General features: G+C 60.4%; 23 protein-coding genes. 18 read left to right on the top strand and 5 right to left on the bottom strand.

Going from position 1 to position 26,353, the window contains the following annotated elements; translation table 11 throughout:
• Both G7B69_RS16360 and G7B69_RS16355 read right to left on the bottom strand, forming a co-directional pair.
• Positions 1-1,252 (bottom strand): phosphoenolpyruvate carboxykinase (ATP) (locus G7B69_RS16360; RefSeq protein ID WP_166181199.1); only part of this gene is annotated, 1,252 nt, incomplete at its 3' end.
• A 41-nt stretch (positions 1,253-1,293) separates the two neighbouring features.
• Positions 1,294-2,775 (bottom strand): NAD-dependent succinate-semialdehyde dehydrogenase, encoded by a 1,482-nt coding sequence (locus G7B69_RS16355; protein WP_166181197.1) that lies wholly within the window; start codon positions 2,773-2,775, stop codon positions 1,294-1,296.
• 288 nt (positions 2,776-3,063) lie between these two features.
• Between G7B69_RS16355 and G7B69_RS16350 the strand changes: the two genes are divergently transcribed.
• The 11 genes from G7B69_RS16350 (at position 3,064) to G7B69_RS16300 (ending at position 14,870) form a co-directional block, all read left to right on the top strand.
• Positions 3,064-4,521, top strand: a complete 1,458-nt coding sequence (locus G7B69_RS16350; protein ID WP_166181195.1) for a 4-hydroxyphenylacetate 3-hydroxylase family protein — start codon at positions 3,064-3,066, stop codon at positions 4,519-4,521.
• A gap of 136 nt (positions 4,522-4,657) precedes the next feature.
• Positions 4,658-5,368 (top strand): GntR family transcriptional regulator, encoded by a 711-nt coding sequence (locus tag G7B69_RS16345; RefSeq protein WP_166181193.1) that lies wholly within the window; start codon positions 4,658-4,660, stop codon positions 5,366-5,368.
• A 366-nt stretch (positions 5,369-5,734) separates the two neighbouring features.
• A complete protein-coding gene (locus tag G7B69_RS16340; RefSeq protein WP_243415233.1) occupies positions 5,735-6,382 on the top strand; it encodes an amino acid synthesis family protein in 648 nt (215 codons plus the stop codon).
• A gap of 64 nt (positions 6,383-6,446) precedes the next feature.
• Positions 6,447-7,556, top strand: a complete 1,110-nt coding sequence (locus G7B69_RS16335) for an alpha/beta hydrolase family protein (RefSeq protein WP_166181191.1) — start codon at positions 6,447-6,449, stop codon at positions 7,554-7,556.
• Between the two features lie 41 nt (positions 7,557-7,597).
• Entirely contained in the window at positions 7,598-8,170 is a 573-nt protein-coding gene (locus tag G7B69_RS16330; RefSeq protein ID WP_166181189.1) for a hypothetical protein, read from the top strand.
• A 4-nt stretch (positions 8,171-8,174) separates the two neighbouring features.
• Positions 8,175-9,371 (top strand): amidohydrolase family protein, encoded by a 1,197-nt coding sequence (locus G7B69_RS16325; protein WP_207786053.1) that lies wholly within the window; start codon positions 8,175-8,177, stop codon positions 9,369-9,371.
• Between the two features lie 7 nt (positions 9,372-9,378).
• Positions 9,379-10,023, top strand: coding sequence for a flavin reductase family protein (locus G7B69_RS16320; RefSeq protein WP_166181187.1), 645 nt, complete (start codon positions 9,379-9,381; stop codon positions 10,021-10,023).
• 84 nt (positions 10,024-10,107) lie between these two features.
• The gene (locus G7B69_RS16315; RefSeq protein ID WP_166181185.1) at positions 10,108-11,157 is read left to right on the top strand and encodes a hypothetical protein; all 1,050 of its coding nucleotides are present in this window, start codon (positions 10,108-10,110) and stop codon (positions 11,155-11,157) included.
• A gap of 414 nt (positions 11,158-11,571) precedes the next feature.
• Positions 11,572-12,993 (top strand): aminomethyl transferase family protein, encoded by a 1,422-nt coding sequence (locus G7B69_RS16310; protein WP_166181183.1) that lies wholly within the window; start codon positions 11,572-11,574, stop codon positions 12,991-12,993.
• Between the two features lie 138 nt (positions 12,994-13,131).
• A complete protein-coding gene (locus G7B69_RS16305; protein WP_166181181.1) occupies positions 13,132-13,626 on the top strand; it encodes a flavin reductase in 495 nt (164 codons plus the stop codon).
• A gap of 473 nt (positions 13,627-14,099) precedes the next feature.
• Entirely contained in the window at positions 14,100-14,870 is a 771-nt protein-coding gene (locus G7B69_RS16300) for a MerR family transcriptional regulator (protein WP_166181179.1), read from the top strand.
• 200 nt (positions 14,871-15,070) lie between these two features.
• On the opposite strand, the gene G7B69_RS16295 is transcribed toward G7B69_RS16300, so the two are convergent.
• The 3 genes from G7B69_RS16295 to G7B69_RS16285 are packed head-to-tail and all read right to left on the bottom strand — an operon-like array spanning position 15,071 to position 18,167.
• Positions 15,071-16,006, bottom strand: a complete 936-nt coding sequence (locus G7B69_RS16295; protein WP_166181177.1) for a hypothetical protein — start codon at positions 16,004-16,006, stop codon at positions 15,071-15,073.
• On the bottom strand, positions 16,003-16,839 hold the full coding sequence (locus G7B69_RS16290) for a DUF5681 domain-containing protein (protein WP_166181163.1): 837 nt from the start codon (positions 16,837-16,839) through the stop codon (positions 16,003-16,005). The genes G7B69_RS16295 and G7B69_RS16290 overlap by 4 nt, the downstream gene beginning before the upstream one ends.
• Positions 16,839-18,167: a site-specific DNA-methyltransferase gene (locus tag G7B69_RS16285; RefSeq protein ID WP_166181175.1), complete on the bottom strand. Its 1,329-nt coding sequence runs from the start codon at positions 18,165-18,167 to the stop codon at positions 16,839-16,841. Before G7B69_RS16285 ends, G7B69_RS16290 begins: the two co-directional genes overlap by 1 nt.
• Positions 18,168-18,273: 106 nt before the next feature.
• Between G7B69_RS16285 and G7B69_RS16280 the strand changes: the two genes are divergently transcribed.
• The 7 genes from G7B69_RS16280 to G7B69_RS16250 all read left to right on the top strand — a co-directional run.
• On the top strand, positions 18,274-18,603 hold the full coding sequence (locus tag G7B69_RS16280) for a helix-turn-helix domain-containing protein (RefSeq protein WP_166181173.1): 330 nt from the start codon (positions 18,274-18,276) through the stop codon (positions 18,601-18,603).
• A gap of 173 nt (positions 18,604-18,776) precedes the next feature.
• Positions 18,777-19,430, top strand: coding sequence for an ImmA/IrrE family metallo-endopeptidase (locus tag G7B69_RS16275; RefSeq protein ID WP_166181171.1), 654 nt, complete (start codon positions 18,777-18,779; stop codon positions 19,428-19,430).
• 670 nt (positions 19,431-20,100) lie between these two features.
• Positions 20,101-21,012 (top strand): methylenetetrahydrofolate reductase [NAD(P)H], encoded by a 912-nt coding sequence (gene metF, locus G7B69_RS16270; RefSeq protein WP_243415232.1) that lies wholly within the window; start codon positions 20,101-20,103, stop codon positions 21,010-21,012.
• On the top strand, positions 21,009-22,055 hold the full coding sequence (locus tag G7B69_RS16265; RefSeq protein ID WP_166181169.1) for a homocysteine S-methyltransferase family protein: 1,047 nt from the start codon (positions 21,009-21,011) through the stop codon (positions 22,053-22,055). Before metF ends, G7B69_RS16265 begins: the two co-directional genes overlap by 4 nt.
• A gap of 1 nt (position 22,056) precedes the next feature.
• Positions 22,057-24,684 (top strand): methionine synthase, encoded by a 2,628-nt coding sequence (metH, locus tag G7B69_RS16260; protein WP_166181167.1) that lies wholly within the window; start codon positions 22,057-22,059, stop codon positions 24,682-24,684.
• A gap of 67 nt (positions 24,685-24,751) precedes the next feature.
• On the top strand, positions 24,752-25,747 hold the full coding sequence (locus G7B69_RS16255) for an ArsR/SmtB family transcription factor (protein ID WP_166181165.1): 996 nt from the start codon (positions 24,752-24,754) through the stop codon (positions 25,745-25,747).
• The coding region (locus G7B69_RS16250) for a uroporphyrinogen decarboxylase/cobalamine-independent methonine synthase family protein (RefSeq protein WP_479928801.1) at positions 25,744-26,353 on the top strand (610 nt) is incomplete at its 3' end. The genes G7B69_RS16255 and G7B69_RS16250, both read left to right, overlap by 4 nt.

Here is a 26,353-nt window from a genome sequence, read left to right as displayed (position 1 = left end):
TGGCGATGCGTTCCTTGAGCAGGTTGCCGTAAACCGACGGGTGGCGCGGCATGAATGGCGCGCCGAAGCAGGTGCTGAAGGTCGCCTCGGGCTCGGTCACGCCGATCTCGGTGCCGGCGACCTTGGCAGTGTAGCCCGAGAGGAAGTGGTACATCGCCTGGTCGGGCGTCAGGCGCGCGATCGGAGGCAGCACGCCGAACGCGTCGGCAGTCAGCATGACGACCGTGGACGGCACCGGGCCGAGGTTCGCCGCCGAGGTGTTGGGAATGAACTCGATCGGATAGGCGCCGCGGCTGTTCTCGGCGAGGCTGGCGTCGTCGAAATCGAGCTCGCGGGTGTCGGGGTTCATCACCACGTTCTCGAGCACCGTGCCGAACATCCGGCTGGTGGCATAGATTTCGGGCTCGGCCTCGGGCGAAAGGCGGATCATCTTGGCGTAGCAGCCGCCCTCGAAGTTGAACACGGCGGTATCCGACCAGCCGTGCTCGTCGTCGCCGATCAGCGTGCGGCTGGCGTCGGCCGAAAGCGTGGTCTTGCCGGTGCCGGAGAGACCGAAGAACACCGCGGTCCTGCCGTCGGAACCGATATTGGCGCTGCAGTGCATCGGCATCACGCCTTTCACTGGCAGCAGGTAATTGAGGATGCCGAAGACGCTCTTCTTCATCTCGCCGGCGTACTTGGTGCCGCCGATGAGGATCAGCTTCTCGGTCAGGTTGACCGCGACCACCGTCCGCCCGCGGCTACCATGACGGACGGGATCGGCGCGGAAGCTGGGCAGGTCAATGATGGTGTACTCAGGTGCGAACCCTTCCAGTTCTGCCGAAGTCGGTCGCACTAGAAGGGTGCGGATAAACAAGTTGTGCCACGCGAGCTCGGTGATCACGCGCACTCTGACGCGATGCTCCGGCAGTGAGCCACCGAACAGGTCGGCGACATAGGGCGTCGCCTTCTCGCCAAGCGCCTCGAAGAAATCTTCCTTGAGCGCTGCGAAATGCGCGGGCGCCATCGGCACGTTGACCTTGCCCCACCACACCGTGTTCTCGGTCTCGGCATCGCAAACGATGAACTTGTCTCTTGCCGAACGACCTGTGTGCCGTCCGGTCTCGACCACTAATGCACCATGCCGGCCTAGCCGGCCTTCCCCGTTGCGAATTGCCTCCTCGATGAGAGCGGCGGTGCTCAGGTTATTGTGGGCGGTTTTCCCGAGCTTAACTCCGGGCACAACAGTCGCGTCGAGATTCGAGTCAATCATTCCAAATCCGCTTTCTAGGACGTTACCTGCAGCTTGCATTCTCAAGCTGGTCCGCATGCATCGACCGGCGTTTCTGCGCGGACATCGAGACAAATGAACTTGAGATTGAGATACTCGCCGATACCGTATCGAGAGCCTTCGCGACCGAACCCGGACTCCTTGATTCCGCCGAAGGGTGCGATCTCGGTTGAGATTGATCCTGTGTTCACACCGACCATGCCGGACTCGAGCACATCACTTAACCTCCAGATGCGGCTGGCATCGGAAGTGAAGAGATACGACGCGAGTCCCGACGAGGTTGCATTGGCCAGCGAGATCGCCTCCGCTTCCGTTCCGAAGCGAACGAGGCCTGCAACCGGAGCGAATGTCTCTTCGCGGCAGAGAAGAGCATCCTTCGGCACATCGGCGATTACCGTTGGTAAAAAGAAGCTTCCCGCGCGGTTTGGCCGGGACCCGCCGGTTAGCAGACGTCCGCCGCGAGCAATGGCATCGGCGATGTGTCGCTCAGCCTTCGCCACGGCACGATCATCGATGAGCGGACCTATCTCCGTGTCCCGCTCCAGGCCCGATCCAAGCCGCAATCTGGAAACCCGATCAGCCAGCGTGGCGGCAAATTGGTCATAAATGCCTGCCTGAATGAGCAGTCTGTTTGGACACACGCAGGTCTGCCCTGCGTTCCGGAATTTGGAAGCGATAGCCCCGTCAACGGCCGCCTCGAGACTGGCGTCATCGAATACAATGAAAGGCGCGTTACCACCGAGCTCCAGCGAAACTCGTTTCACTGTCTTCATGCATTCGGCGGCCAAGCTCTTTCCGACATCAGTGGAACCGGTGAAAGTGAACTTGCGTACGCGGGAGTCCCGGGTGAGCACTTCGCCGATCGGGCCAGCTATGCCAGTTACAACATTGAATACGCCGGCCGGAAGGCCGGCTTCCTCACCCAACCAGGCAAGAGCTAGGGCCGACAAAGGCGTAAGTTCGGAGGGCTTGAGTACCATGGTGCACCCAGCCGCGAGAGCGGGGCCGACCTTTCTCGTGATCATGGCGAGGGGGAAGTTCCACGGCGTAATCGCCGCGACTATTCCGACCGACTTCTTGAAGACGAAGAGCCGCTTCCCCTCGACGTGAGGCGGCAGAACATCGCCATCGATGCGCCGGGCCTCTTCAGAAAACCACTCGATATAGGCAGCTGCGTAGTCAACTTCTGCGCGCGACTCACTGAGTGGTTTGCCCTGCTCGATAGTCAATAAGCGAGCGAGATCCTCTTTGTGACGCGTGATGAGATCGTACCATCGACGAAGGAGCCTCGCGCGCTCCCGTGCGGTCAGCAATGTCCATCTTGGCAACGCGTCCTCTGCCGCATCGATGGCCGCCATCGCGCCTGAGGCACCTACGTCAGGAACGGAAGCAATCAATTCGGCGTCAGCGGGATTGTGTACATCGATTTCGGTGAGGCCACCGCTCCACGACCCTCCGATGAACGCCGCCTTCCGAAGCAAGCGTGGCTCAGCTAGCTCTAGCACTCCACCTCTCCGCTATCTCGAACCACCCAATGCTCCCAGCGCACAATGCTCGGACTTATCATACGATAATACAATAATGGGCTGGTGGGTGCAATAGGGCGCCGGATACGCACGTTCTAAGCCTTCGAGGAGGAGAAGTTCGGGTATCTGCTTGGGTTGTATTATTGTCTGGTAGCCGGTGTGCCGATGTGGTAGGGGCCTTTATGCAATGATGGGGTTATCGGGCAAAGACTGCCGCCTGTGAGATAACGTTCAACGACCGAAGACCTTAAAGAGAAGGTGCGAGAAATGGCTGATCTTGGCGCGAAAACCGGTGCAGAGCATCTTGCGTCCCTCCGAGACGGAAGGTCGTTCTTTCTGAACGGAAAGGCGATAACGGGCCACGTCGATCACCCGGCATTTCGCAACTCGGTAAGGGTGGGCGCGTCGCTATACGATTTCGCTGCACACCCGGATAACATCGAGAAGATGACTTTCGCGTCGCCATCCTCTGGGCGCCGCGTGAGCCGGGCTTGGCAACTTCCCACCAGTTACGAGGAATTGGTCAAGCGGCGGAAAGCCATCAGCGAAATATCGCGGCAGACGTGTGGATGGATAGGTCGATCCCCTGATCACGTTGCATCGGCATTGTCGGGCATGATGATGTCGATTGACCTGTTCGAAAGGCACGGCCGCAAGCGAGCCGCGGCGCTCCACGAGTATTTTATGTGGGCGAGAGATAATGATGTGTGGTGTGGCTACGCCATTGTGCCTGCCCAAATCGATCGCCTCCCTCCGCTGCATCCGGGCGAACCGGTAAACGCGGCGATAGTCGATGAAGACTCCGAAGGGATAACGATTAGAGGCTCGCGGCAACTGGCCACGGGCCTGACGATGGCACAGGAGTTGCTCGTTGCGGCCGTCCAGCCACTTAAGCCTGGAGAGGAAAAGGTTGGCTTCACGGCCATGGTGCCTCTGTCGGCGAAAGGCCTGAAGCTGATATCGCGGCGGTCCTACGAGGAGGGCACGTCAGAATTTGACGCGCCATTGTCGTCGCGTTTCGACGAGAACGATGCAGTGGTCTACTTCGACGACGTCAAAATCCCGTGGGAACGCGTTTTCGTTCACAACGACGTCGAGATGGCCAAGGCGCAGTGGTTTGAAACGCCGGTCATGGCGTACCAGAACTATCCCGCTCAGATTAGACTTGGAAACAAGCTCATCTTCCTGCTCGGCCTCGCCTATCGCATGGCTGAGGCCAATGGCACTCTTAAGATGCCCGGAACCCAAGAGGCGCTGGGGCAAATGGCAGCGGAGACAAATCAGGTCCGCTCGATGGTCGCCGCGATGGAAGTCAACGGCGTCCGGTTCGGTGAGTACTTCATTCCCAATCCTGGGATCCAGTACAGCGCGCAGGTTCTCAGCCAGCAGCTTTACCCAGCGTTTATCAATCGCTTCCGCGAACTGGCGGGGGGTTCGGTTCTGGCGCGTCCCTCATCTCACCTGGACTTGAGCAGTCCGGAAACTTCGCAGCTTATCGAGCGCACACAGGGAAGTGCCATCTTGTCGGCAGTTGAGCGGGTCAAGCTCTTCAATCTCGCCTGGGACGCGATCGGATCGGAGTTCGGATCGCGCCACACCCAGTATGAAATGTTTTATGCCGGACCGACGTTCTCAAGTCGGATGCGCAACTTTGCAGCGTTTGATTGGGACGAGGCCGGCGGCACTGTTGACGCGCTCCTTGAAACCGTTGCAAATCCGATCTGATCTCTCACATTGTTGCAAGCCAGGGGCGGAAACCAATCTTGAAGCTTCACGCATTTTCTGCAAGCGCGAGAGGCATTGGGTTCAGCGTAGAAAGCCGGCGGGTTCACTTGTCACCTGCGTAGCAAGGAAACTCGAAATGCGCGCGTCAGACAACTCCTCCTTTCGGGACGCTGGTCAGGATCTTAGGGTCAAGCCAGAGACCGTGACTTCGCAAACCGCCGCCAAGATTCGGCAGGCGATTTCCTCTGGCCGGTTTCGCCCTGGCGAACGCCTCGTCGAGTCTAATCTGTGTCAATTGATGGGGGTCAGCCGTACCACCATCCGCGAGACATTACGGCGCCTGGAAGCTGAGCAACTCGTCGTAAATTCGCCCAACGTTGGACCCTCGGTAGCGGTTATCGATTGGAAGGCCGCCGAGCAAATATATGAGGTACGCGCCCTGCTCGAGGGTGAAGCGGCGGCTCTCTGCGCTCAAAGAGTGTCACCGGAGATCCTGTCCGAAATCCGCCGCGCACTAGAGGGCTTTGAGCAGGCAGTCGAGCAACAGGATCCGGAACAGCGAGTTCATACAACTGAAGCCTTCTATGAGGCCATTCTCAGAGGCTGCGGCAACGACGTACTGGCAGATGCAGTAACCCGATTGAACGCTCGGGTTTCACTCCTTCGAGCGACCTCCATGTCGCGGAGCGGACGCGCTACGGAGAGCGCTGCCGAGCTGAGGCGGATGTACAGTGAAATAGCAAAGGGCGATTCCGAAGGGGCACGCACTGCGGCAAAGGAACATGTCAGGTCCGCCGCGTCGGCCGCACGCCAAGTGTTTGCTGATCAGAGTGGCGATCGGCCATAAGGGTCTCGACGTCTCTTCGTCCGTCAGCGCAAGATATAATACGCCTCTAGCCCAAAGCGCTCCCGAGCGCTCTTGCCTAGTTGCCACGCGCCGGGATCAAGATTGTCGCGCCGCGTTGGACTTACGTTCCTCCCACACATTCAGCCTGCCGATCCCAGCAGTTGGCTCAGCCCTCACGAGATTTCGAGGAAACGTGGCGCGCCAAGGCCGGGGGTGAAGAGCATTGACTCCTTCGGTGTATGACCATAATACAATAATACAACCAGAAGGTGGCCGGTCAAACCTGCACGGCGTTCGGCGAACTATCGGACGAATTGCACAGACCGTTTCCCCTTCCCCTAAGTCTGCCACGCTGCCGGAGAATCAATGGATATGTCGGGGGTCGAACAAAAGAACCGAGCGCTCCACCAAGTTGAAAATGGTGAAAAGGCATCGCTGGTTATCCGGAAGTGGTATTGCCATACTGAGGAGACATACTTCAGCGAGATGGGAGCGCAGGTGGATGGCGATCCTGTTCGAAAATTTGTCGTCGCAGCAACCGTTCGCAACCCCTACGCAAACAGCGTCGGCGAGAATCTCGATAGTGCCATTCTATCGTCGGAAGAACTCGGACGAGCCTTTGGCGAACGCCTGCTGGCTGCCAGCCACGGGTTCGAAATCCAGAGTTATGGAAAGGCGTGCGTCGTGGGCACCGCGGGCGAATATGAGCATGGCAATGCCTTGCTGACATCCCAATTTGCTGATCCGATTAGGGAAGCCATCGGAGGGGCAAAGTCGTGGGTTCCCTCAACGGGCAAGCGCGGCGCCCCAGGCGTCGCGATCGACGTACCGCTGGCCCACAAAGACGCGCTATACGTGCGGTCGCACTATGACACCATAACTGCATCGTTCGGCGACGCGCCTGCTCCTGACGAAATTGTCGTTGTCTTTGCAGTTGCCACGCGCGGAAGACCCAATGCCCGATTGGGTGGGCTGTCGGCAGCGGAAGTCAAAGGAATGGACGGTCTAACCTAACGCCTGGCCTACGCATCGCGCGCGCCCCTGAGCGCGCCCGACCTTGAAAGTGGCGGAGTTCGGAATGTTTGAGTTCTTTCCAGGCAATTACCGCTGGTCCTACAACGCCTTGCTGGCGTTTTCGGCCGGCGCCCAATTAGGTGACGTCGGACTTGTCCATCAAGCCCTGCTCGCCAGCAACGGCGACGACGAAGTGTGGCACACCGAGTGGGCTCGGCTAGCGGATGTGGTCGAGGGACGCACAGTAGGCCCCCTAGTGTCGGATCATACCGCTGCCGAAAATCTGTTTCTCGCCAGCCTGTACCATACGATTTCCGAGCACTTCATCTCTCCCGCCGACCCACGTCGCCTGGAATCCTATGCCGAAGTGCTCAGGACGTTCGAAACCGCCCGGGCCAGGTATCCGCATTCGATCGAACGCGTCGAGGTGCCCTTTGAGAGCTCGGCAATGCCGGCCTATTTCTTGCCGGGCGAGGGCTCTGGTCCAAGGCCGACTGCTATATTCGTCTGCGGCTTGGACACTACTAAAGAGCTCTGGTTTCTGCGCGCCAGGCGGCAGTTTGCCGAGCGTGGTATTTCTTCCCTGTTCATCGACACCCCGGGGATCGGAGAGGCGCTGCGACTTCGCAAATTGGTGACCCGCGCGGACTACGAAAAGCCGATCGCGGCCGCGGTCGACTTCCTTCAGGCGCGTTCCGACGTGGATGCGAACGCTGTCGGCCTGATAGGCTCGAGCCTCGGAGGCTATTATGTGGCGCGGGCGGCAGCGTTCGAACCGCGGCTCAAGGCCGTCGTCGCCTGGGGCGCAATTTACGATTATCATCGCGTCTGGATAAGAAGGCTGCAGGGAACGGGCATCGCTGGCGCACCGACGTTCCAGCTCATGTTTATCACTGGAACAGACACGATGGACGCCGCGGTCGATGCTGTGAAAGATTTTCGTATCGCCGATTTCGCCGATCGCATCACCTGCCCTTTCCTGATCATGCACGGTCTTGATGACAAGCAGGTCCTCATGGATGACGCCAACGCGGCGTTCGCTGCGATAGGATCTTCCGACAAGTCGCTGGTCGTTTTCAACGGTGCGAACGGCGGATCCGCCCACACTCAATTCGATAATCATCTGCCAGCGCTGCAGGTGTGCGCCGACTGGATGGCAAGTAAGTTAGGCTAACGACCGCTTGCGTGTTTCGCGGCGGCTTTGGAGGCAGTTAGATGGGAAAAAAGGTCAAGGAATTCGTCACGTACTGGGGTCCTTCGATCGCCGATTGGGGAGACGGGCCCGACGAAAGATTCATCATCGAACGTGATGAGGACTTGCTGAAAAACAGCAGTTCAGGCGGCCGAAAAATGGAGAAGTTATCTCTCAATGACATCCTGACACCGGATGTGGTGACGGGTGTAGACATGGAGAATGGTTTCCTGCCTCTCGTGCTATTCGCGAACGAGGATATGATCATCGAAGTCGCCAATTGCGACAGGGAGCAGGGCGGTTGGCATCGCAACCTGGGAGCGGACGAATGGGCGTTTCAGTACAAAGGCTCGCGGACTCTGAACAGTGAGACGGGACCGATCACGATCAATGAAGGTGAAATGACGGTTATTCCGCGCGGCGTCGCGCATCAGAATGTCGGACATGGGCCAAATATCGAAATCACCATCTACTCGAAGAAGCCGCTCGAAAGGCTGTGCCCACTTGACGCTGAAAAGGCGCGCCGGCGCATGAAGATCAACAACGGCAAGCCCGTGGTCCCGCCCGTGCAGCTCGGGGTAAAGATCGAGGATTAGGATTATGAAAGTCGCTCTGACCAACGTGGGCACGATCGTTACGGGCGACTGGCGCGATCCGTTCGGTGCAGGCGACACGATCATAACCAATGATGGCAAGATCGAGCACGTCGGCAGTGCGTCCACAGAGCAAGTCAAAGCTTGCGATGTAGTAATCGATGCGGCCGGCGCGACTGTCATTCCAGGGCTGATTGATTCCCAGATCCACAACACGTTCGGAGATTACACGCCCCGACAAAAGACGGTCGGCTTTCTGGAAAGCTACGTGCACGGTGGCACTACAACATCGATCAGTGCCTCAGAAGTCCATGTTCCGGGCCGTCCGAAAGATCCAGAAGGGGTCAAGGCGCTCGCCGTAGCGGCGATGAAATGCTTCGAGCACTACCGCCCAGGCGGGATGCGCGTGCACGCAGGCTCCATCATCCTCGAACCGGGATTAACCGAGTCCGATTTTGCCGAAGTTGCAACCAAGGGCGTCTGGCTGGCAAAAGCGGGCTTTGGCGCCGTCGGAACACCATTTGATTATGTCCCAATGATCCAGTGGGCTCGGAAGCACGGGATGATCACCACTGTTCATACGGGGGGTTCATCAATCCCGGGATCGTCAGGCATATGGGCCGAACACCTCATCGCGATGAACCCACACGTGTCGTTCCACGTTAATGGCGGGCCGGTGGCTATGCCGGACGAGGGCTTCGCCCGGATGGTCCATGAAAGCGACATTGCGCTGCAGGTCTGTACGGCGGGTAATCTTCGCACGTTGCTTCTTCTCGGCGACATGGTGCGCGAGGCCGAGGTCTTTGATCGCTTCTTGATCGCAACCGATACGCCGACCGGATCGGGAATTATGCCGCTTGGCATGTTCTACACGATCACGCACCTGGCCAGCCTTACCGAGATGCCTGTCGAATGGGCCATCGCCGCTGCCACCGGTAACAACGCACGTGTCTACGGTTTGAATTGCGGATTTGTTCGCGCCGGGTGCGACGCAGACCTGGTCGTAATCGATGCCTGCGTTGGCGGCTCAAAGGACAACGCGCTCGATGCGCTTCGCAACGGTGATATTCCCGCTGTTGCGGCGGTGATTACCGACGGCGTTCCGCGGTTTGTAGGTCGCAGCAGGAACACGCCCGCGCCGATGAAGGCCGTCCGCGTGGCTGACTCGCGAGTGATGCAAGACTTCGCTGCGCCGACGCATTGAGCGAGCGATGAGCGAAATCTTCTTCGAACCAGATCACCTTCGCGACGTCGGAGCGCTCGCTGCACTCGGCCTCGACCGCAATCCGGTGACGGCCCTGGTCTTACCCAGGCCGATCGCATGGATCAGCACGCTTAGTGCTGACGGTATCGCAAATCTGGCGCCGTTTTCGTTCTCGGGCATGGTTTCGCAATCGCCCGCGATGGTAATGTTCTGCGCCAACGCAAGCCACGTGGACGGTGGTGAAAAGGATACACTCAGGAATGTAAGAGCAACCGGCGAGTTCGTTTTCAACATCGCAACGTTTGCGCTCCGCCGCCAGATGAACGCCTCATCAGGGCTGTTCGAACGCGGCAAGGACGAGTTCGACTTGGTCGGACTCGACAAAGCGCCCAGCCGTATCGTCAAACCGCCGCGAGTGGCGCAATCGCCGATTTCACTCGAATGCAATGTCGTGACGATCGTCGACCTCCCACCTGATGATGTCACCGGTCAGCGCAATTGCGCCACGATCGGAAGGATCGTGGGAGTGCACGTCAAGCAGGACCTCATTCGAGAAGGCAAGATAGACATCATGCAAAGCCGACCGCTCGCGCGGTTGGGCTACCTGGACTTCGCGACGTGTGACAACGTTTTCACAATGCAGCGACCCTAACAAAAAGCGACCTTAAGCTGCGGCTCGAGACCGCCTGCTCTATCGAATGTTTGACCCGCCAAATGACGGAAGCGGAGGTAAGTCGTGGGACGAGAAGTCATGTTGGTCGGAAGTGTGCCTCTCGCTGACGCTGGAGATGTGTTCAGGACTGCATTCCGGCATCTCGGCGACAAAGTTAGGATGCTTCCTGATGGGGAGACCGGCCCCAGAAGCAAGTTCATCTCATGGCAAGAGAAGGTCTTTGCCAAGGTCGATCAGCTCAGCGTAACCCCGCTTGGGCCTCAGTCCGAATGGGGCAAGCATGGCGAACTTCCTCCCCGAACTGTCCAAGTGCGGGCCGATGCGCAAGGCGAGCCCCAATTTCCACCGATCGGGTATGCGAGTGAAGCGCTTGCAGCGTACAAGCAGTTCAACGCGCTAAGGGCTTCCGGTGAACTCGACGCTTCCCTGAAGTTGCAGATATGTCTGCCAACTCCCTTGGGGGTCTTGTCGGCATTCGGTGACGCTGACTTTCAGCAATTCTGCGAGCCCCGGTATCGAGCCCGCATGAAGGAAGATATCGACGAGATATCTAAGAAACTGCCGCACGACGAGATCGTCGTGCAATGGGACTTGCCGCTCGAAATCGCGATTTGGGAAGGACATGTTGACACATACCTGTCTGATCCTCGGCGCGATGTCGTAATGAAATTATGTGAGATGATCGAGCATGTTCCCCTCGACGTCGAGGTAGGACTGCACCTTTGCTACGGGGATGTATCTCACCAGCATTGGAAAGAACCGAACCTCGCGCTGATGGTCGAGTTCGCGAATTTCGTGCAGCATCAGTTGGAAAGAGCGATCGACTATCTCCATTTTCCGGTCCCGCGTTCCTGGACTGATGCTGGGCATTTCCGAGCCTTGGGCGACTTGGATCTCAGGCCAGGTACTAGAGTTTTCCTGGGTCTGATCCATATGACGGACGGCATCGACGGGGCGAAGAAAAGAATCGCTTCGGCGGAGACCTTCCTTGGTGATTTCGGCTTGGCCGCTTCGTGTGGACTAGGCCGGCGAAGGCCCGCCGACATTCCGGCGATCCTTTCGCTCCACCGTGAAGCAGCTGAGATTTCTGATTTAGATATCCAAGCCGATTGAAGACGGTTGCCGAGGCGCTGGGTTCGTCGCGCCGATCATAAATGCATCCCATCAAAGACCCCACTGCTGCATCACGTGTTGCAGTGGATCTGCCCCGGAACAGCGCACCGCCGAACAATGTCTGGTTCGTGGCGGCCTGCGCAGCCGCACAACTCAAACCCGATCCCAGCCCTGCAGGAGCTGGGCAGCGCGCTTGTCTAATCCGTCGGCCAACCGCGGAAAAAGGGCTAGCCGCGGATCAACGCGCGCGGCTTCGGTCCGCTGAAACCCGGTCAAAGAGCGCACTCGACAAACATACGATAATATAATCATACAATGCTGGACTAGGTAAGTCTCAGGAGCTATGGCGGACCACGATTGATGGACGTCGAGGCGAAGCTGCCTTCGACACGGCCGACAGGAAGAGGAATGCTCATGACACAGGGTACCGGAGAGACGCTCCAGCAGCTCATCGACAGGACGCCAGATCTCGTCGACTATTTTTATAACGACGCAGTCGCTCCGCACTTCTCGCGAGCCGCGGTGGCTAAGACTGCACCACACATTCCTCCGGCATATACTAACTGGCGAGACGAGCAGCGCGCCTGGTATGAGACAGCCGCACTTCTCCACCAGTCGCACCATATGCCGGAGCTGTTCGTTGAGGGCCCGGACGCACTCCGCCTGATGGAACGCCTCGGCATCAACAGCGTAAAGAATTGGACCGTTGATCGGGCGAAGCAGTTTGTGGCCTGCTCACCAAGCGGCCATATCATCGGCGATTGCGTCGCCCATCGCCTGGGTGAGCAGAAATTTGAATTGATCAGCGGCATGCCGGTCATCGACTGGGTGCATTACAATGCAGAAACTGGCGGCTACGACGTCAAAGTCATCAAGGATGAGCCGACCAACATCAACACGACAGGCAAGCGAATCAATTTCCGCTTCCAGTTGGAAGGCCCCAACGCTCGCAAGATCTTCGACAAGGTCGTGGAAGGTGACGCACCGGAGATCAAGTTCTTCCACACGGCGCGTGTGAAGATCAGCGGTGTCGATGTCCTTGTGCTCCGCCACGGCATGGCCGGTCACACGGGTGTGGAGCTCTCCGGACCTTACGAGCACCTGGATAAGGTGCGGAACGCTATCCTCGAGACGGGCAAGGATTTCGGTATCGTTCCGGTGGGGACCATGGCCTATTTCAGCACCCAGTTTTCGGACGCTTGGATGCCCTACCCCGTCGCCGGAATTTTTACCGGGGAGGAAATGCGCGGCTTTCGGGAATGGCTATCTGCCACAGGCTGGGAGGCCAACACGGAAATCGGCGGCAGCTTCCGTTCGCCGAACATCGAGGACTATTACGTTACGCCCTACGACCTTGGCTACGGGTCGATCATGAAGTTCGATCACGATTTCATCGGGCGCGAAACTCTCGAAAACCTTCCGGTCGAAAAGCGCCGCACCAAGAGGGCGCTGGTGTGGAACCGCGAGGACGTAGCTCGAATCTTCGCGTCCCAGTTCGGCTCGGGCCCGCGATACAAGTCCATCGAGATGCCGATTACCAACTACTCATGGAATCAGTTCGACGAAGTGCGCAACTCCGCTGGCGATCTCATTGGGCTGTCCTGTCACGCCGGCTACCTGAACCCCGAAGGCGAGCTGATCTCTCACGCCACGATGAATCACGGTCATGACGAAATCGGCCAGGAAGTAGTGCTGACTTGGGGCGAGCCCGACGGTGGTTCGCGTAAACCCCATGTCGAACGCCACGAGCAAACTCAGATCCGGGCGACGATCGCTGCGGCACCCTTCTCGGCTGAAGTCCAGAAGTTGATGCGTAGCAGCACTAGCGCGAATTAGATCAGTCGGGACGTGAGGTCGCAAGGGCGGCTCACAGGAGGCAAGGCGCGGACCGCTTCGAGTTCCCCAAGTTGTGCGGATCGATTCAGCGAAGAGGAAGAGCCTGTGGCTATACCATCTGCAGACTACCGCAATGCCATGGCCCGTCTCGGAGCGGCCGTGAACATCGTCACCTCCGATGGACCAGCAGGCATTCACGGCCTCACCGTTTCGGCGGTTTGCAGTATCTCTGACGATCCGGCCACACTTCTTGTGTGCATTAATCGCGCAAGTCGCGGTTACGTAGCGGTGCGTGAGAACGGCGTGCTTTGCGTCAATATATTAGGGCCGCGGCACGCTGAACTTTCCGCGCGCTTCGCGCGATCCGTAACTGACATCGACGAACGGTTTGGTGATCGAGCGGCTTGGATGACGATGCCAAGCGGATGTCTCGGCCTGAGAGGGGCGACCGTCAGTCTGGATTGTTCAGTGGTTCGTGTGCTCGACGTTGGAACCCATGGCATGTTTATTTGCGAGGCCACACACGTGCGCTTTGGCCCTGCTTGCGAAGGGTTGCTGTACTTTGATCGAGGATTCTACGGCGTGACTCAGTCGAATGCTGCCGGGGTAGAGCCAATATCCTTAAGTAAATAGGTCGGCCATTAGTCGGATTCAGCGCTCGTGACTGCATCACTTCCTTGGAACTTCGGCGTTCATGTGAATCCTCATTCGCCAAGATCCGCGAGGACACGCCGTCCAAGACCAGCCGAAGCCAACTCCAATCCAGACCGCGAGACATGAGGGTGCAAGTTCGGCATGACCGATCTTTGTAAGGTCTCGCGGAACGGACCGCGCCGCCATCCGAGTGAAACTCCTCTCCCTAAGGATGGCGGCGCGGATTATCATTTTATGCCACCGGCAACACTGATGTCATGTGCGGCGCGCTCGAAGGGTGCCGCGATGTCCGACATCGGCGAAAAGCTGCCATCAGCCCCGATGTGCGCTTCGTTATTGAAGATCAGATCACTGAAGGGGACAGGGTTGCTAAGCGGGCTCTCGCAACAAAGAGTAGGCCCGCTTCAATTACCGCTTGAACTTGACGCGGCGTCAACTGGCATAAGCACTGTATGCCTGATTCACTCGACATTGCAGAAGTCGCTCGCCTGACCGGCCTGACTTCGCGGGCATTGCGTTTTTACGAGGCGCGCGGACTGGTTACACCGCTGCGCACCGCATCGGGGCGGCGGCATTACGGCCCCGCGGAGCTGGAGTGGCTCCACCAAATAGTGGCGATGAAGCGTGCCGGGCTGACCTTGGCGCAGATCCAGTCGATGACGGCTGGGCGCCGGGTAGACTTGCGCGACATCGTGACCGCCCAAATCGGGATGCTGGAAGATCGGCAGCGCGAGATCGCGAGCGCCCGGACGCTCCTCGAATCCATCCTGTCCCGCATCGAGCGCAGCGAGCCCATCGATGTCGCGACCTTCTGCTCGCTGATCCGACAAGGAGAGACCGCGATGACACAGCAGCAATGGGACGAAGTGATGTCCCGCTACATGACCACCGAACAACGGGAGGCATTGGACGAGGCCGTGGCGGCCTTGCCGGCGGATTTCGACAACGAGGCGCACAATGCCAAGTGGAAGGACCTGAGCGGCCGGATCAAGGCGGCGCTGCCGCTCGACCCGGCCAGCCCGAAGGCGCAGGCGTTCCTTGACGAATGGGGTGAATTGCTCGGTCCGTACCTGGCGGTCGCCTCGCCGGAAATGCTCGCGGGCGTGAAGAACTTTCACGAGCACATCGAGCAATGGGAGGGCCAGGTGGATTCGCCCTTCGATGCGGAGGTCTACCGCTTCCATCAGGCTGCGGCTGAAGCGCGACAAAAGATGGAGCGCTGAGTCCATATCGATACGCACCTCGACCTATTTCCTAAATTCGAGGTGCGCGTCGATCTCGTAGGCGTGCATTTGATGGAGACCCACTTGACCATGTATGTCCGCAATGGGTCGAAAGCAGATGTGGCGTGCGCTGATGAACGAATGTCCGCCTTGGGGTGGGTACAAACTTCGTGGCTTTGACCCGGACTGGCGCGAAGCAGTCATTGCTGTCGCACAAGCTTGCGAATAGCTGATTGCCAGCCTGGGAGGTGCGGCAACCGATGCACCGAGGGATCGCGCCTTCTGATCAATTCGGTCCGGCTGATCTGCGTGAGGTGTTCCCATTTCTCTTCGAAAACGTAGAGAGCGTTCCCGTATTCGAGATTCTCCAGAGCGACGAGCCGATCCCCGAACTTCGCGCCGAAGTAGCCCGCGAACCTACCTGCTCCGACGATGAATCCGTCGTGACCGAGACGGTCAAGCACTCGCAGCCTTTCTCCAGCAACCTTCAGTCGCTCTGTATTGCCAGGGTTTAGAGACGCGAGGCGCTCGAGTACTCGATCCGCTGAGCCGGCTGGCAGAAGCACCCAGTCGACATGCTGTATTCGGGCAAATTCGGCGTCCGAAAGATCAGCGTCGAATACATGAGCGTCCCCAACCGCCTCGCGAAGGAAGCGCAAGTTGAACAGGAGGCTAGATGAAAAACCTTCGGAATGCCGATCGAGAGGCTGGTCGACCCGAAATCGGACCAACGCTGCGTCCACCAGGTTCTCGAGAATGGTTGCCGAGATCGTTAGCAGTTTCGCAGAATGATAATCGAGCGGGTACGCATCGATTCGGCGGCTGATCAGATGAAAGCTGCCACTTTTCCAGCTCGGTGCCCAACTCGAAATCTCGCGGCCCTCTTTCGGAAGATCGGTACGTTTCTCGGTCCAACCTTCGAGGTTGCGGCGCGCATGAACGCCGCAAGAAGGAGGTGGCGGTGCTGGCGGGTTGGCCACGATCCGGTCGTTGTCGAAATGCAACCCGACATCTCGGAACCGGTCCATTTGATCACTTGTGACCGTTAGTACCGCGGCGACGACTACGCGATTTGCGACGATGCGTTCCAGCTCGCGCTGGACCGTCTTTGGCAACTTGACCTGTCGATTCGTCATTCGGACTTGCTCCCTTCGACCTTGCCGGCAAGGACCAGGCAGAACCTGTCCTCCAGTCGCCGCTTGTAACGGTCAGGCAACGGCTCGTTTATCCGGTCGTAGAGCACGGTGTAGCGCTCCCAGTACCCTGCGGTTGATCGCATATGATCCAGTGGGGGCTTCTTCATTTTCGCCGAGTTCCGGTAGCTGCCCGCGAACTTCGTGATCTCGCCCTGCAGCTCGTCGCGAAACTCGAGCATACGGTCCCAGCTCTTCTTATCCTCGGGCGTCAAAGGACCTTCGTAGCGCACCTCGGCTCGACGCATGTCGAGGATGACATCGTCGGGATGCGGGACGACCGTGGGTTCGGGAAGCCCATGCTCGCGGGCGTGTTCGAATGCCTGCTGCCAGCCGATCTTGTACTCGCAGGCAACTTCGAACAGGCTGGAGCGGAGCTTGCGGTCCTCTTCCTCGATGCCCCGAACGAGTTCGGCCATGGTCGCCTGGGCTAACCGGTTACCCTTCATTGCCGAGACACCCATCGAGCGGAATACGGCCTGGATGACAGGTAGCTCGACGATCTTTTCGCCTTCCCGGATGGTGACAGTTCGGTAGGCCTCTTCAAGCAGCATCTGATTGGCGGGTTGGGCGCCGAAGTCGAGTCCCCGGCCTTTGGGCACCTTGTTCTTCGCCCCGCGCGGGCGGCCAGAGGGATTGCCAGAGCGCCCTTTGCCAAACTGGTGTTCGGCAGGTGGCTTTCCATAGCCGACAGCGTACGTCGCTGGCAGGTTGTCGGATCCGGCCGCCGGACCGTTCTCATCATCCTCGATCTTGCGTTGCGTGCCGCCAGACATCAAGCTGCCTCGCTGCCGAGCTCGAACCCGAGGCGGGCCTCGGTCAGTGCCTCGAACGTCTCGCCCGTCACCGTTAGCGTTGCGCGCTTACCGGTGTACGCTTCCCAACGCCTGACGATCGTGTCGCAGTAGAGTGGATCATATTCGATAAGCCGAGCCGAGCGCCCGGTCTTCTCAGCGGCAATCAGCGTCGAGCCCGAGCCGCCGAATGCGTCGAGCACGATCTCGCCCCGCTTCGAGCAATCGCGGATCGCATCGGCAATAAGGGCGACCGGCTTGACCGTGGGATGCATCGCCAGCTCGTCGGAGCGGTTGGCGCCGATCGAGCTGATCCCGGCATGGTCCCACACGTTGGTGCGATATCGTCCGGTCTGCCCGAGCCCGAAGCTGTTGGTGTGCTCTGCCGTGCCCTGCTTGAACACGAAGATCAGCTCGTGCTTGGATCGATAGAAGGCACCCATTCCGCCGTTGGTCTTGTTCCAAACGACGAGGTTCTTGAACTCGGTAAACGCTTCTTCGCCTGCGGATAGCAGTTCACCCATGTGGCGCCAGTCCATGCACACGTAGGCAATCGCACCATCGCGCATGACCGAGGCGACGTTGCCGAGGGTCTCAGTTAGGAATCCGGTGAACTGCGCCCGGCTCATCTCGCCCGACGCAAATGCAAACTCGCGGTGCTTGACCGTTCCGAGCCCGCAGACGTTGCCGTCGATCTTCACGTTGTACGGTGGATCGGTGAACACGAGGTCGGCCTTGTGCGCTTCCATCAGTGCCTCGAAGTCGACGGCGCTGCGCGCATCGCCGCACAGCAGCCGGTGCCGCCCCAGCAACCACATGTCGCCACGACGCGAGACGGCAGGGCCGGACGCAATGGTCACGGCGTCGTCTGCCGCGTCGCGGCCATCGGGATCGGCCTCGCCGGCTTCGTCAATCGCGAAATCGACCTCGGCGAGGCTGAACCCGGTCAGCTCGACATCAAAATCGAGATCAACCAGCGCCTGGAGTTCGATCGCCAGGATCTCCTTGTCCCACCCGGCATTCAGAGCAAGCTTGTTGTCAGCAAGCACATAGGCGCGCCGCTCGGTCTCGGAGAGATGCGACAGCGTGATCGTGGGTACAGTCTTCCACTTCAGGAACTTTGCCGCTTCGACCCTACCATGGCCGGCGATGATCTCGCCGTCGTCCGACACTAGCACCGGGTTGGTGAACCCGAATCGTTCGATCGACGCGGCGATCTGCCGCACCTGCTTCTTGGAATGCGTGCGCGCATTGCGCGCGTACGGACGGAGCGAGGTGATTGCCCGCTCGGTGACCTGTGTGCTTCCCATGACGACCCCGAATCGTTTTGACCGAAGTCGTAATTATATATTGAACGGTTGCAAAAGTCAATCCCAAGCTTATGATCTCGGCATTCTCGATTGAACGGACGCCCCAATGAGCTTCGCCCGCAAGCTGCACGACCTGCGCCTCGCCCAGCGCCTGTCACTCCAGGATGTCGCCAACGCAGTCGGCATCTCGAAGGCGCACGTGTTCAACTTGGAGAAGGGGATTACGGCAAATCCGTCCATGGATCTGGTCGTCAAACTCGCCGAGCTCTTCCGTGTGCGCGTGGCCGATCTCGTCGGGGAAAACCCTGATGCTGACGACCAGCCGGCCGAGGTGGTCGCCATGTTCCGCGACCTGAAGAATCTCGAGCCCGGCGACCGTGAAACCATCAAGATGATGATGGAGACCTTGAAGAAACGGCGGGATCAAGAGCGTTGACTCTTAGCAGGATCGAGTTGGACGGGGTTGGTTCGCCGACCGCGCTCGCGGCGCGCATCCACGAACTCGATCCCGATCTGCCAGTCGACTTCTCGATCGAGGACCTGTGCCGGCGGCTCGATATCGACAAAATCGAGGACAAGCCGGTTTCGTCCTTCGCGGCGATGCTACTCATGCACCCCGACAAGGCGTGGGGCTCGATTGTCGTAGCCCAAGGGACTTCGCCCCGGCGCCGCCGGTTCTCGATCGGGCATGAGCTTGGACATTTCCTGATCAACAGTCATCGCCCGCGCGAGGGTATGCAGTTCGCCTGCTCGCATGCTGACCTGGGCATGGAGAATACGCGCGAAGCGAGCCGGGCAAAAAAGATGGAAGCCGAAGCCAACCGGTTCGCGGCCCAACTACTGATGCCGCCAAAGCGAATCCGCGCGAACCTCAGGAGCCGCCAGCCCGACCTTGCCGAGGTCGTTCGGCTTGCCGAGGAGTTCGACGTCAGCAAGGCCGCGATGGCGCGCAGCTACGTCGACGCCCATCGCGAAACCCTCGCACTCGTCGTCGTTCGCAATGGCAAGATCGAGCAGGCCTACCGACCGGACGATTTTCCCTGGATCGAGCCGCGCATCGGAGAGCCAATTCCTGACGACTCAATTGTCCACGATCACCGGCTCTTGCCGGGCCAGATCACTGCGATGGAGGAATGCGACCCAGAGACTTGGCTCGGGGCCAGCGCGGCACGCAAGGTCGAGCTGCTGAGCGAGCAAGTGCTTGCTCAGAAGAATGATTGGTCAATGGTCTTGCTGCACGCCGAGATCGTCGAATCGGGTTAACCCCTCCATTGCTCACGCGCCTTCTTGGTGCTGGATCTATACCCTGATCCACGCCGCGGCCGTTCGCTGATCCGGACAATTTGCTTCCCTGTTGGACAGGAGAAATTCCCTGTTCCGGGTCCAGGGAATTTAGCTCTGGAAATGGCGGAATTCTGCGGGTTTTAGGCGCTTTGCGAGGACAAGATCAGCCTGAAAAATTGCGATTTCCCTGTAAATACCCTGTAGAACAGGGAAACTAGCGTTGAGACTGGTCCGCTCCGGACTGCGTCACGCACCACTCAGTCCTGAAGTGAACAGGTTTTCGCCTTCGGGCGAGACGCGGGGGATGGCCAGGCGGCGCCCGCGATCAAGGCTCGCGCCAGCACTTTACCAGCGACCCAGCCCACAGAGAGCCAAACGTTCGCCCAGAGCGAAGCCGACGGTCGGCAAGCCGTGCGCGCGCGTTTGGCAAGACGATCCGCAGCGACCAACTGCGCGGTTTGCAGGTGGACTACTGCACTACAATCCGATAGTTGCAGATATAAAGCTGTCTTTATATCATATGAGGCATAGTGATGGGCAACCGCGCGATTCGAAGTGCGAAAGTGCGGCGCGGAGTGGCCGTCAGAGAGCGCGGGCCCGATTTCCCGTCGGCTGCAAGCGGAGAAGACCGGTGAATGACCATGGACATTTGCGCCGCTGGCGGTTGAACGGTTCCGCATTCGCCGATCCGGCGGAGGATATCTCGGTTTCGTTCGAGTTCTACCCGCCCCGATCGGCGATCGGGGAAAGCCAGTTGTGGGAGGCTGTCGACAAGCTTCTTCCGTGCGGGCCTTCGTTCGTCTCGGTAACGTACGGTGCCTGCGGGGCGGCTCGCGATGGCACGCTTGCCGCAGTCAGGCGGCTGACGGCGGAAACGCCTCTGCCGGTCGCCGCCCATCTGACCTGTGCGGGTATAAGCAAGGCTGAAGCTGCTGCCGCGGCCGAGAACTTCTGGTCGGCGGGCGCGCGGCACATAGTCGCCTTGCGCGGCGACGGTGGGCCGGCGGGCACACGCTTCGCGCCGCATCCGCAGGGCTACTGCAATGCCGCCGAGCTGGTTCAGGGGCTGCTCACGGTAGCGCCGTTCGAAATTTCGGTTGCGGCCTACCCGGAAACGCACCCGGACGCTGCGAGCGCGGAGGCGGATCTCGACAATCTAAAGCGCAAACTGGACGCGGGAGCGACCAGGGCTCTGACCCAGTTCTTCTTCAATCCGGAAACTTTCCTCCGTTTTCGCGACCGGGCGGCGGCGGCGGGAATACGCGCGCCGATCGTTCCCGGCATCCTCCCTGTCACCAATTTCGCGCAGACCAGAAAATTTGCGGAGGCGTGCGGCGCCGAGGTTCCCGCTTGGATGGCTCAGCTATTTCTCGGGCTTGACCGCCACCCGGAGCCTCGCAACCTCGTCGCTGCGACCGTTGCCGCCGAACTTTGCCGCAGCCTTCACGCCGAAGCAGTGCGGGAGTTCCACTTCTTCACGCTCAATCGCGCTGAACTGACGCAGGCAATCTGCCACATTCTCGGGCGGCGCTTGCCTGCGCAGCTGGAGCACGCCGCGTGAATCCGCGCGACGCGCTCGCCGCCGAAGCGGCCGAACGAATCCTGCTGTTCGACGGAGCCTACGGCACGGAAATACAGACCCTCGCATTGAGCGAAGCGGATTTCGCCGACACTCTGGGTTTGTCGGCCGACCAGAAGGGCAATAACGACATCCTCGCGCTCACCCGTCCCGACGCGGTCGCGGCAATAACCCGCGCCTACCTTGAGGCGGGCTCGGACATCGTTTCGACGAACACCTTTTCCGCCAACCGCATAAGCCAAACCGATTACGCAGCGCAGGACCTGATCGCCGACATTAATGCGGCTGCTGCACGGATTGCCCGCGAGCTGGCCGACGAATTTGGCGAGCGCGACGGACGGCCGCGGTTTGTCGCCGGGGTGATCGGCCCGACTAACAAGACATTATCGCTCTCCCCCGATGTCGATAATCCCGGATTCCGCGAAATCGAATTCGACGAGCTTACCGGCGTCTACGCCGAGCAGGCCGCCGCGCTCGTCGACGGCGGCGCCGACTTCATCCTGGTCGAAACCGTGTTCGACACGCTGAACGCGAAGGCGGCAATTTTCGCGCTGCGCCAGCTCGAGCGCAAGATCGATCGCGATATCCCGCTGATGCTCTCGATGACGTTGACGGATCTTTCCGGGCACAACCTGTCGGGCCACACGGTCGAAGCGTTCTGGTACGCCGTGCGCCATGCCCGCCCGCTGACGATGGGACTCAATTGCTCGTTTGGCGCCGAGCAGTTGCGACCGCACATCCAGCTCCTGTCGGGCATCGCCGACACGTTGCTGCTGGCTTATCCGAACGCGGGCCTCCCCAACGAGCTCGGCGAATACGACGAACGGCCGCAAACCACGGCCGGGCACTTGCTCGAGTGGGCGCAAGCGGGACGGGTGAACATCCTGGGCGGCTGTTGCGGTTCGACGCCGGCCCACATCGCAGCCATTGCGCGTGCCGTCGAAGGGGTGCCTCCCCGCAAATTCGCGGCGAGCGAACGCGTGACTCGCTTGGCCGGCCTCGATCCCTTCACGCTGGCCGCTTGAGATGGCGACCGCATTCGCTCTGGGGGATTCCCCGCAGCCCACCACCGCGCGGTTCGTCAACGTGGGCGAGCGGACGAACGTCACCGGCTCGGCGGCCTTCAAGAAGCTGATCCTCGCCGGGGACTACGCCGCCGCGGTCGAGATCGCCCGCCAGCAAGTCGAGAACGGCGCGCAGATCATCGACGTGAACATGGATGAAGGCCTACTCGACGCGGTCGAGGCGATGACCACCTTCCTGAAGCTGATCTCGGCCGAACCCGACATCGCCCGCGTGCCGGTGATGATCGACAGCTCCAAATGGCCGGTCATCGAGGCCGGGCTCAAGTGCGTTTCGGGCAAGCCGATCGTGAATTCGATCAGCATGAAAGAGGGCGAGGCCGCCTTTCTCAAGCAGGCCCGCTTGTGCCGCGACTATGGTGCCGCTGTCGTGGTCATGGCTTTCGATGAGGCCGGCCAGGCCGATACCCGCGAGCGCAAGATCGAGATCTGCGAGCGCGCCTATCGCCTCCTCACGGATATCGGCTTCCCGCCCGAGGATGTGATCTTCGACGCCAACATCTTCGCCATCGCGACCGGGATGGACGAGCACGACGGTTATGCCCGCGATTTCATCGAGGCGGTGAGCGAAATCAAGGCGCGCTGCCCGCATGTTCATTGCAGCGGCGGGCTTTCGAACCTCTCTTTCAGTTTCCGCGGTAACGAGACCGTCCGCCGGGCGATGCATTCGGTCTTCCTTTACCACGCCATACCGAGCGGGCTCGACATGGCCATCGTCAATGCCGGGCAACTCGACGTCTACGACACCATCGATCCATGTTTGCGCGAAGCCTGCGAGGACGTGATCCTTTGCCGGCGACTCGATGCGACCGAGCGGCTGATCGCGCTTGCCGAGAGTTACAAGGGCAAGTCGGCCGACCAGGAGCAGGCGGCGCAGGAATGGCGCGGATGGGTGGTCGAGAAGCGGCTCGAATACGCACTGGTCAAAGGGATCGACGCGCACATCGTTGCCGATACAGAGGACATGCGCGCGGCCATTGCGCAACGTGGCGGGCGGACCATCGAGGTAATCGAGGGGCCGCTGATGGACGGAATGAATGTGGTCGGCGACCTGTTCGGCAGCGGCAAGATGTTTCTGCCGCAGGTGGTCAAGTCAGCGCGCGTGATGAAGAAGGCGGTCGCCCACCTGGTGCCGTTCATCGAAGCCGAGAAGAGAGTTGGCACGAGGCCGAAGGGCCGCATCGTGATGGCGACCGTCAAGGGCGACGTGCACGATATCGGAAAGAACATCGTCGGCGTGGTCCTGCAGTGCAACGGCTATGAGGTCATCGATCTCGGCGTAATGGTGCCGTGGACGAAGATCCTCGAAACGGCGCGCGAGCGGGAGGCCGACATGATCGGGCTTTCCGGTCTGATCACCCCATCGCTCGACGAGATGGTGACCGTGGCGGAGGAGATGGAGCGGACCGGCATGACCTTGCCGCTCCTGATCGGCGGCGCGACCACGAGCAAGGTCCACACAGCACTGAGGATTGATCCTGCCTATGCGGGCCCGGTGATCCACGTTCTCGACGCAAGCCGCGCCGTCGGAGTGGCGAGCAAGCTTCTCTCCGACACGCTGCGCGACGCCTTCGTCGAGCAAGCCGCCGGCGAGCACCAGGCGGTGCGCACGGCACGGGCGGGGAAAGGCAGGTCGGAGCTGCTCGCGTTGCCCGAGGCCCGCGCGAACGCGTTCGTCGCCGATATGGCCGGCAAGCCGCCGCCGCCCAGAAAACCGGGGCTTCATGTATTCGAGAGCTGGTCGCTGGCTGACTTGCGGGAATGCTTCGACTGGACGCCTTTCTTTCGCGCCTGGGAGTTGGCGGGCACTTTTCCGGCGATCCTTCAGGACCAAGTGGTCGGCGAAAGCGCGCGGGCGCTTTACGCCGATGCGCAGGCCATGCTCGACCGGATCGTGAGTGAGCAGTGGCTGACGGCGAAGGGAACTTGCGGGTTCTGGCCCTGTCGGAGGGAGGGCGACGACGTCGTCCTCGATGACGGCACGTGGCTGCCGTTCCTGCGGCAGCAGGTCAGGAAATCGCGCGAGCGGGCGAACTTCTGCCTCGCCGACTTCATCGATCCGGCGGGCGACTGGATCGGCGGCTTTGCCGTCGCCATCCATGGGATCGACACCCATTGCGCCCGCTTCAAGTCGGCGAACGACGATTATTGTGACATCCTCCTCAAGGCGATCGCCGATCGCTTCGCCGAAGCGTTCGCCGAGCGCCTTCACCAGCACGTCCGCACGAAGTTGTGGGGCTATGCCGAGGACGAACAATTGACCAACGAGGCGCTGATCCGCGAGCAGTATCGCGGCATCCGCCCAGCGCCGGGCTATCCCGCCTGTCCAGATCACAGCCTCAAGCCGATCCTGTTCGAATTGCTCGGCGGCGAGAGCGCAATGGGAATTTCGCTCACCGAGACTTTCGCAATGCTGCCGACGTCCGCCGTGAGCGGGTTGTACTTCGCCCATCCGCAGAGCGAGTATTTTGGCGTTGCCCGGATCGGCCGCGATCAGCTGGAAGATTACTCTACCAGGCGCGGTGCCGATCTGAAGAGTACCGAGCGCTGGCTCCGGCCGAACCTCGATTGAACGCCACCCCTTGCCGCGCCCGTTCAATTGCGTTGCAGACATAACGATATCTTGATATGCTAGAGCTATGCTGATCGAAACGGTAACTCGCGCAATCGCCGATCCGACGCGGCTCCGAATCATGCGACTGCTGGCGCATATGGAACTGGCGGTCGGTGAACTGGCCCAGGTTCTCGGCCAGAGTCAGCCGAGGATTTCTCGCCACGTCGGAATCCTGTGCGACAGCCGACTTGCCGAGCGCCGGAGAGAAGGTAGCTGGATCTTCCTGCGCCAGGCGGTCTCCGCCGACGCCGGCCGTGGGCTCCGCGCGGCCGTGGCGAAAATGCTCGAGACGGCCGAGGAAGAAGACGCCGCCTTTGGCGCCCGTTGCGCCGAGGACCGCCGACACCTCGCCGCAATCCGCACCGCTCGCGAGAAGGGCGCGGCCGAATACTTCGCGCGGCACGCCGGCGAGTGGGACCAGTTGCGGTCGTGGCTAAGTCCGCCAAAGACGGTAGAAGCCGCCTTGCTTAAGTGCCTGGAAGACCGCGAGTTGAAGAGCGTCCTCGACATCGGCACGGGCACGGGGCGCATTGCCGAATTGCTCGTCGACTGGTCGACGCACATGGTTGCGCTCGACAAGAGCACCGAGATGCTGCGCCTGGCACGAGCCAGGTTGCAGCAATTTCCGCCGCAGAAGGTCGAGCTGGTACAAGGCGATTTTGCCGCGCTGCCATTCGGCGAAGCCGAGTTCGACACCGTGGTGCTGCATCAGGTGCTTCATTATGCGCAGGAGCCGGCGCTGGTGTTGGCCGAAGCCGCCCGGGTCTGCCGGCCGGGTGGTCGGATCGCCGTCGTGGATCTCGCCACCCACGAACGCGAAGAGCTGCGCCATCGCCACGCTCACGCCCGGCTCGGATTCAGCGACGAACAGATGCTCGAATGGCTGACCGAAAGCGGCTGGGCGCCGTCATTGCCGGTCGCGCTCCCCGGCAAGGGCCTGACAACAAAGATCTGGCTCGCGGAACGCAACGGCCGAACAGTGGGCGCCAGCAAATCCAGGAAGGTGAAAGGCACTCCATGACCGAGACTCTCGTGCAGGCGCCCGGCGCAAATGCCGAGCGGCGCCCGAAATCAGGCACGCGCGCTGCAACAACAACCGGCACGAGATTGCCCTCGCGGGCCGACCATGTCGGGTCCTTCCTCCGTCCCCGCTCGGTGATCGAGGGGCGCACCCACCGCGCGGCCGACAACATCTCCTACGAAGAACTTCGCGCCATCGAGGATGAGGCGATTGCCGATCTGGTCAAATGGCAGGAGAGCCTGGGCCTCAAGGCCATAACCGACGGCGAGTTTCGGCGGGTGTTCTTCCACACCGACTTCCTGCTCCAGCTGGCCGGGGTCGAGGAGACCGGCGGGATCAAGAAGGCGTTCAAGAACGACAAGGGCGTCGACGTGCACTTCGCCCCGCCGAAGATCGTCATCACCGGCAAGGTTGCGCACGTGAAGCCGATCCAGCGCGCCGACTTCGAGTTCCTCGCCGCCCATGCGACGCAGACGCCGAAGGTCGCCATCCCGAGCCCGACCATGCTCCACTTCCGCGCCGGGCGGGCGGGCATTCCCGAGGACGTCTATCCGACGATGGAGGAGTTCTACGCCGACGTCGCCGCGGCCTACCGCGCCGAGATCG

Origin of the sequence: Croceibacterium segetis (genome assembly GCF_011320115.1) — a bacterium.
Classification (GTDB): domain Bacteria; phylum Pseudomonadota; class Alphaproteobacteria; order Sphingomonadales; family Sphingomonadaceae; genus Croceibacterium_B; species Croceibacterium_B segetis.
Note: the sequence above shows the minus strand (reverse complement) of the source record. Positions and strands in the feature narration are given on the sequence as shown.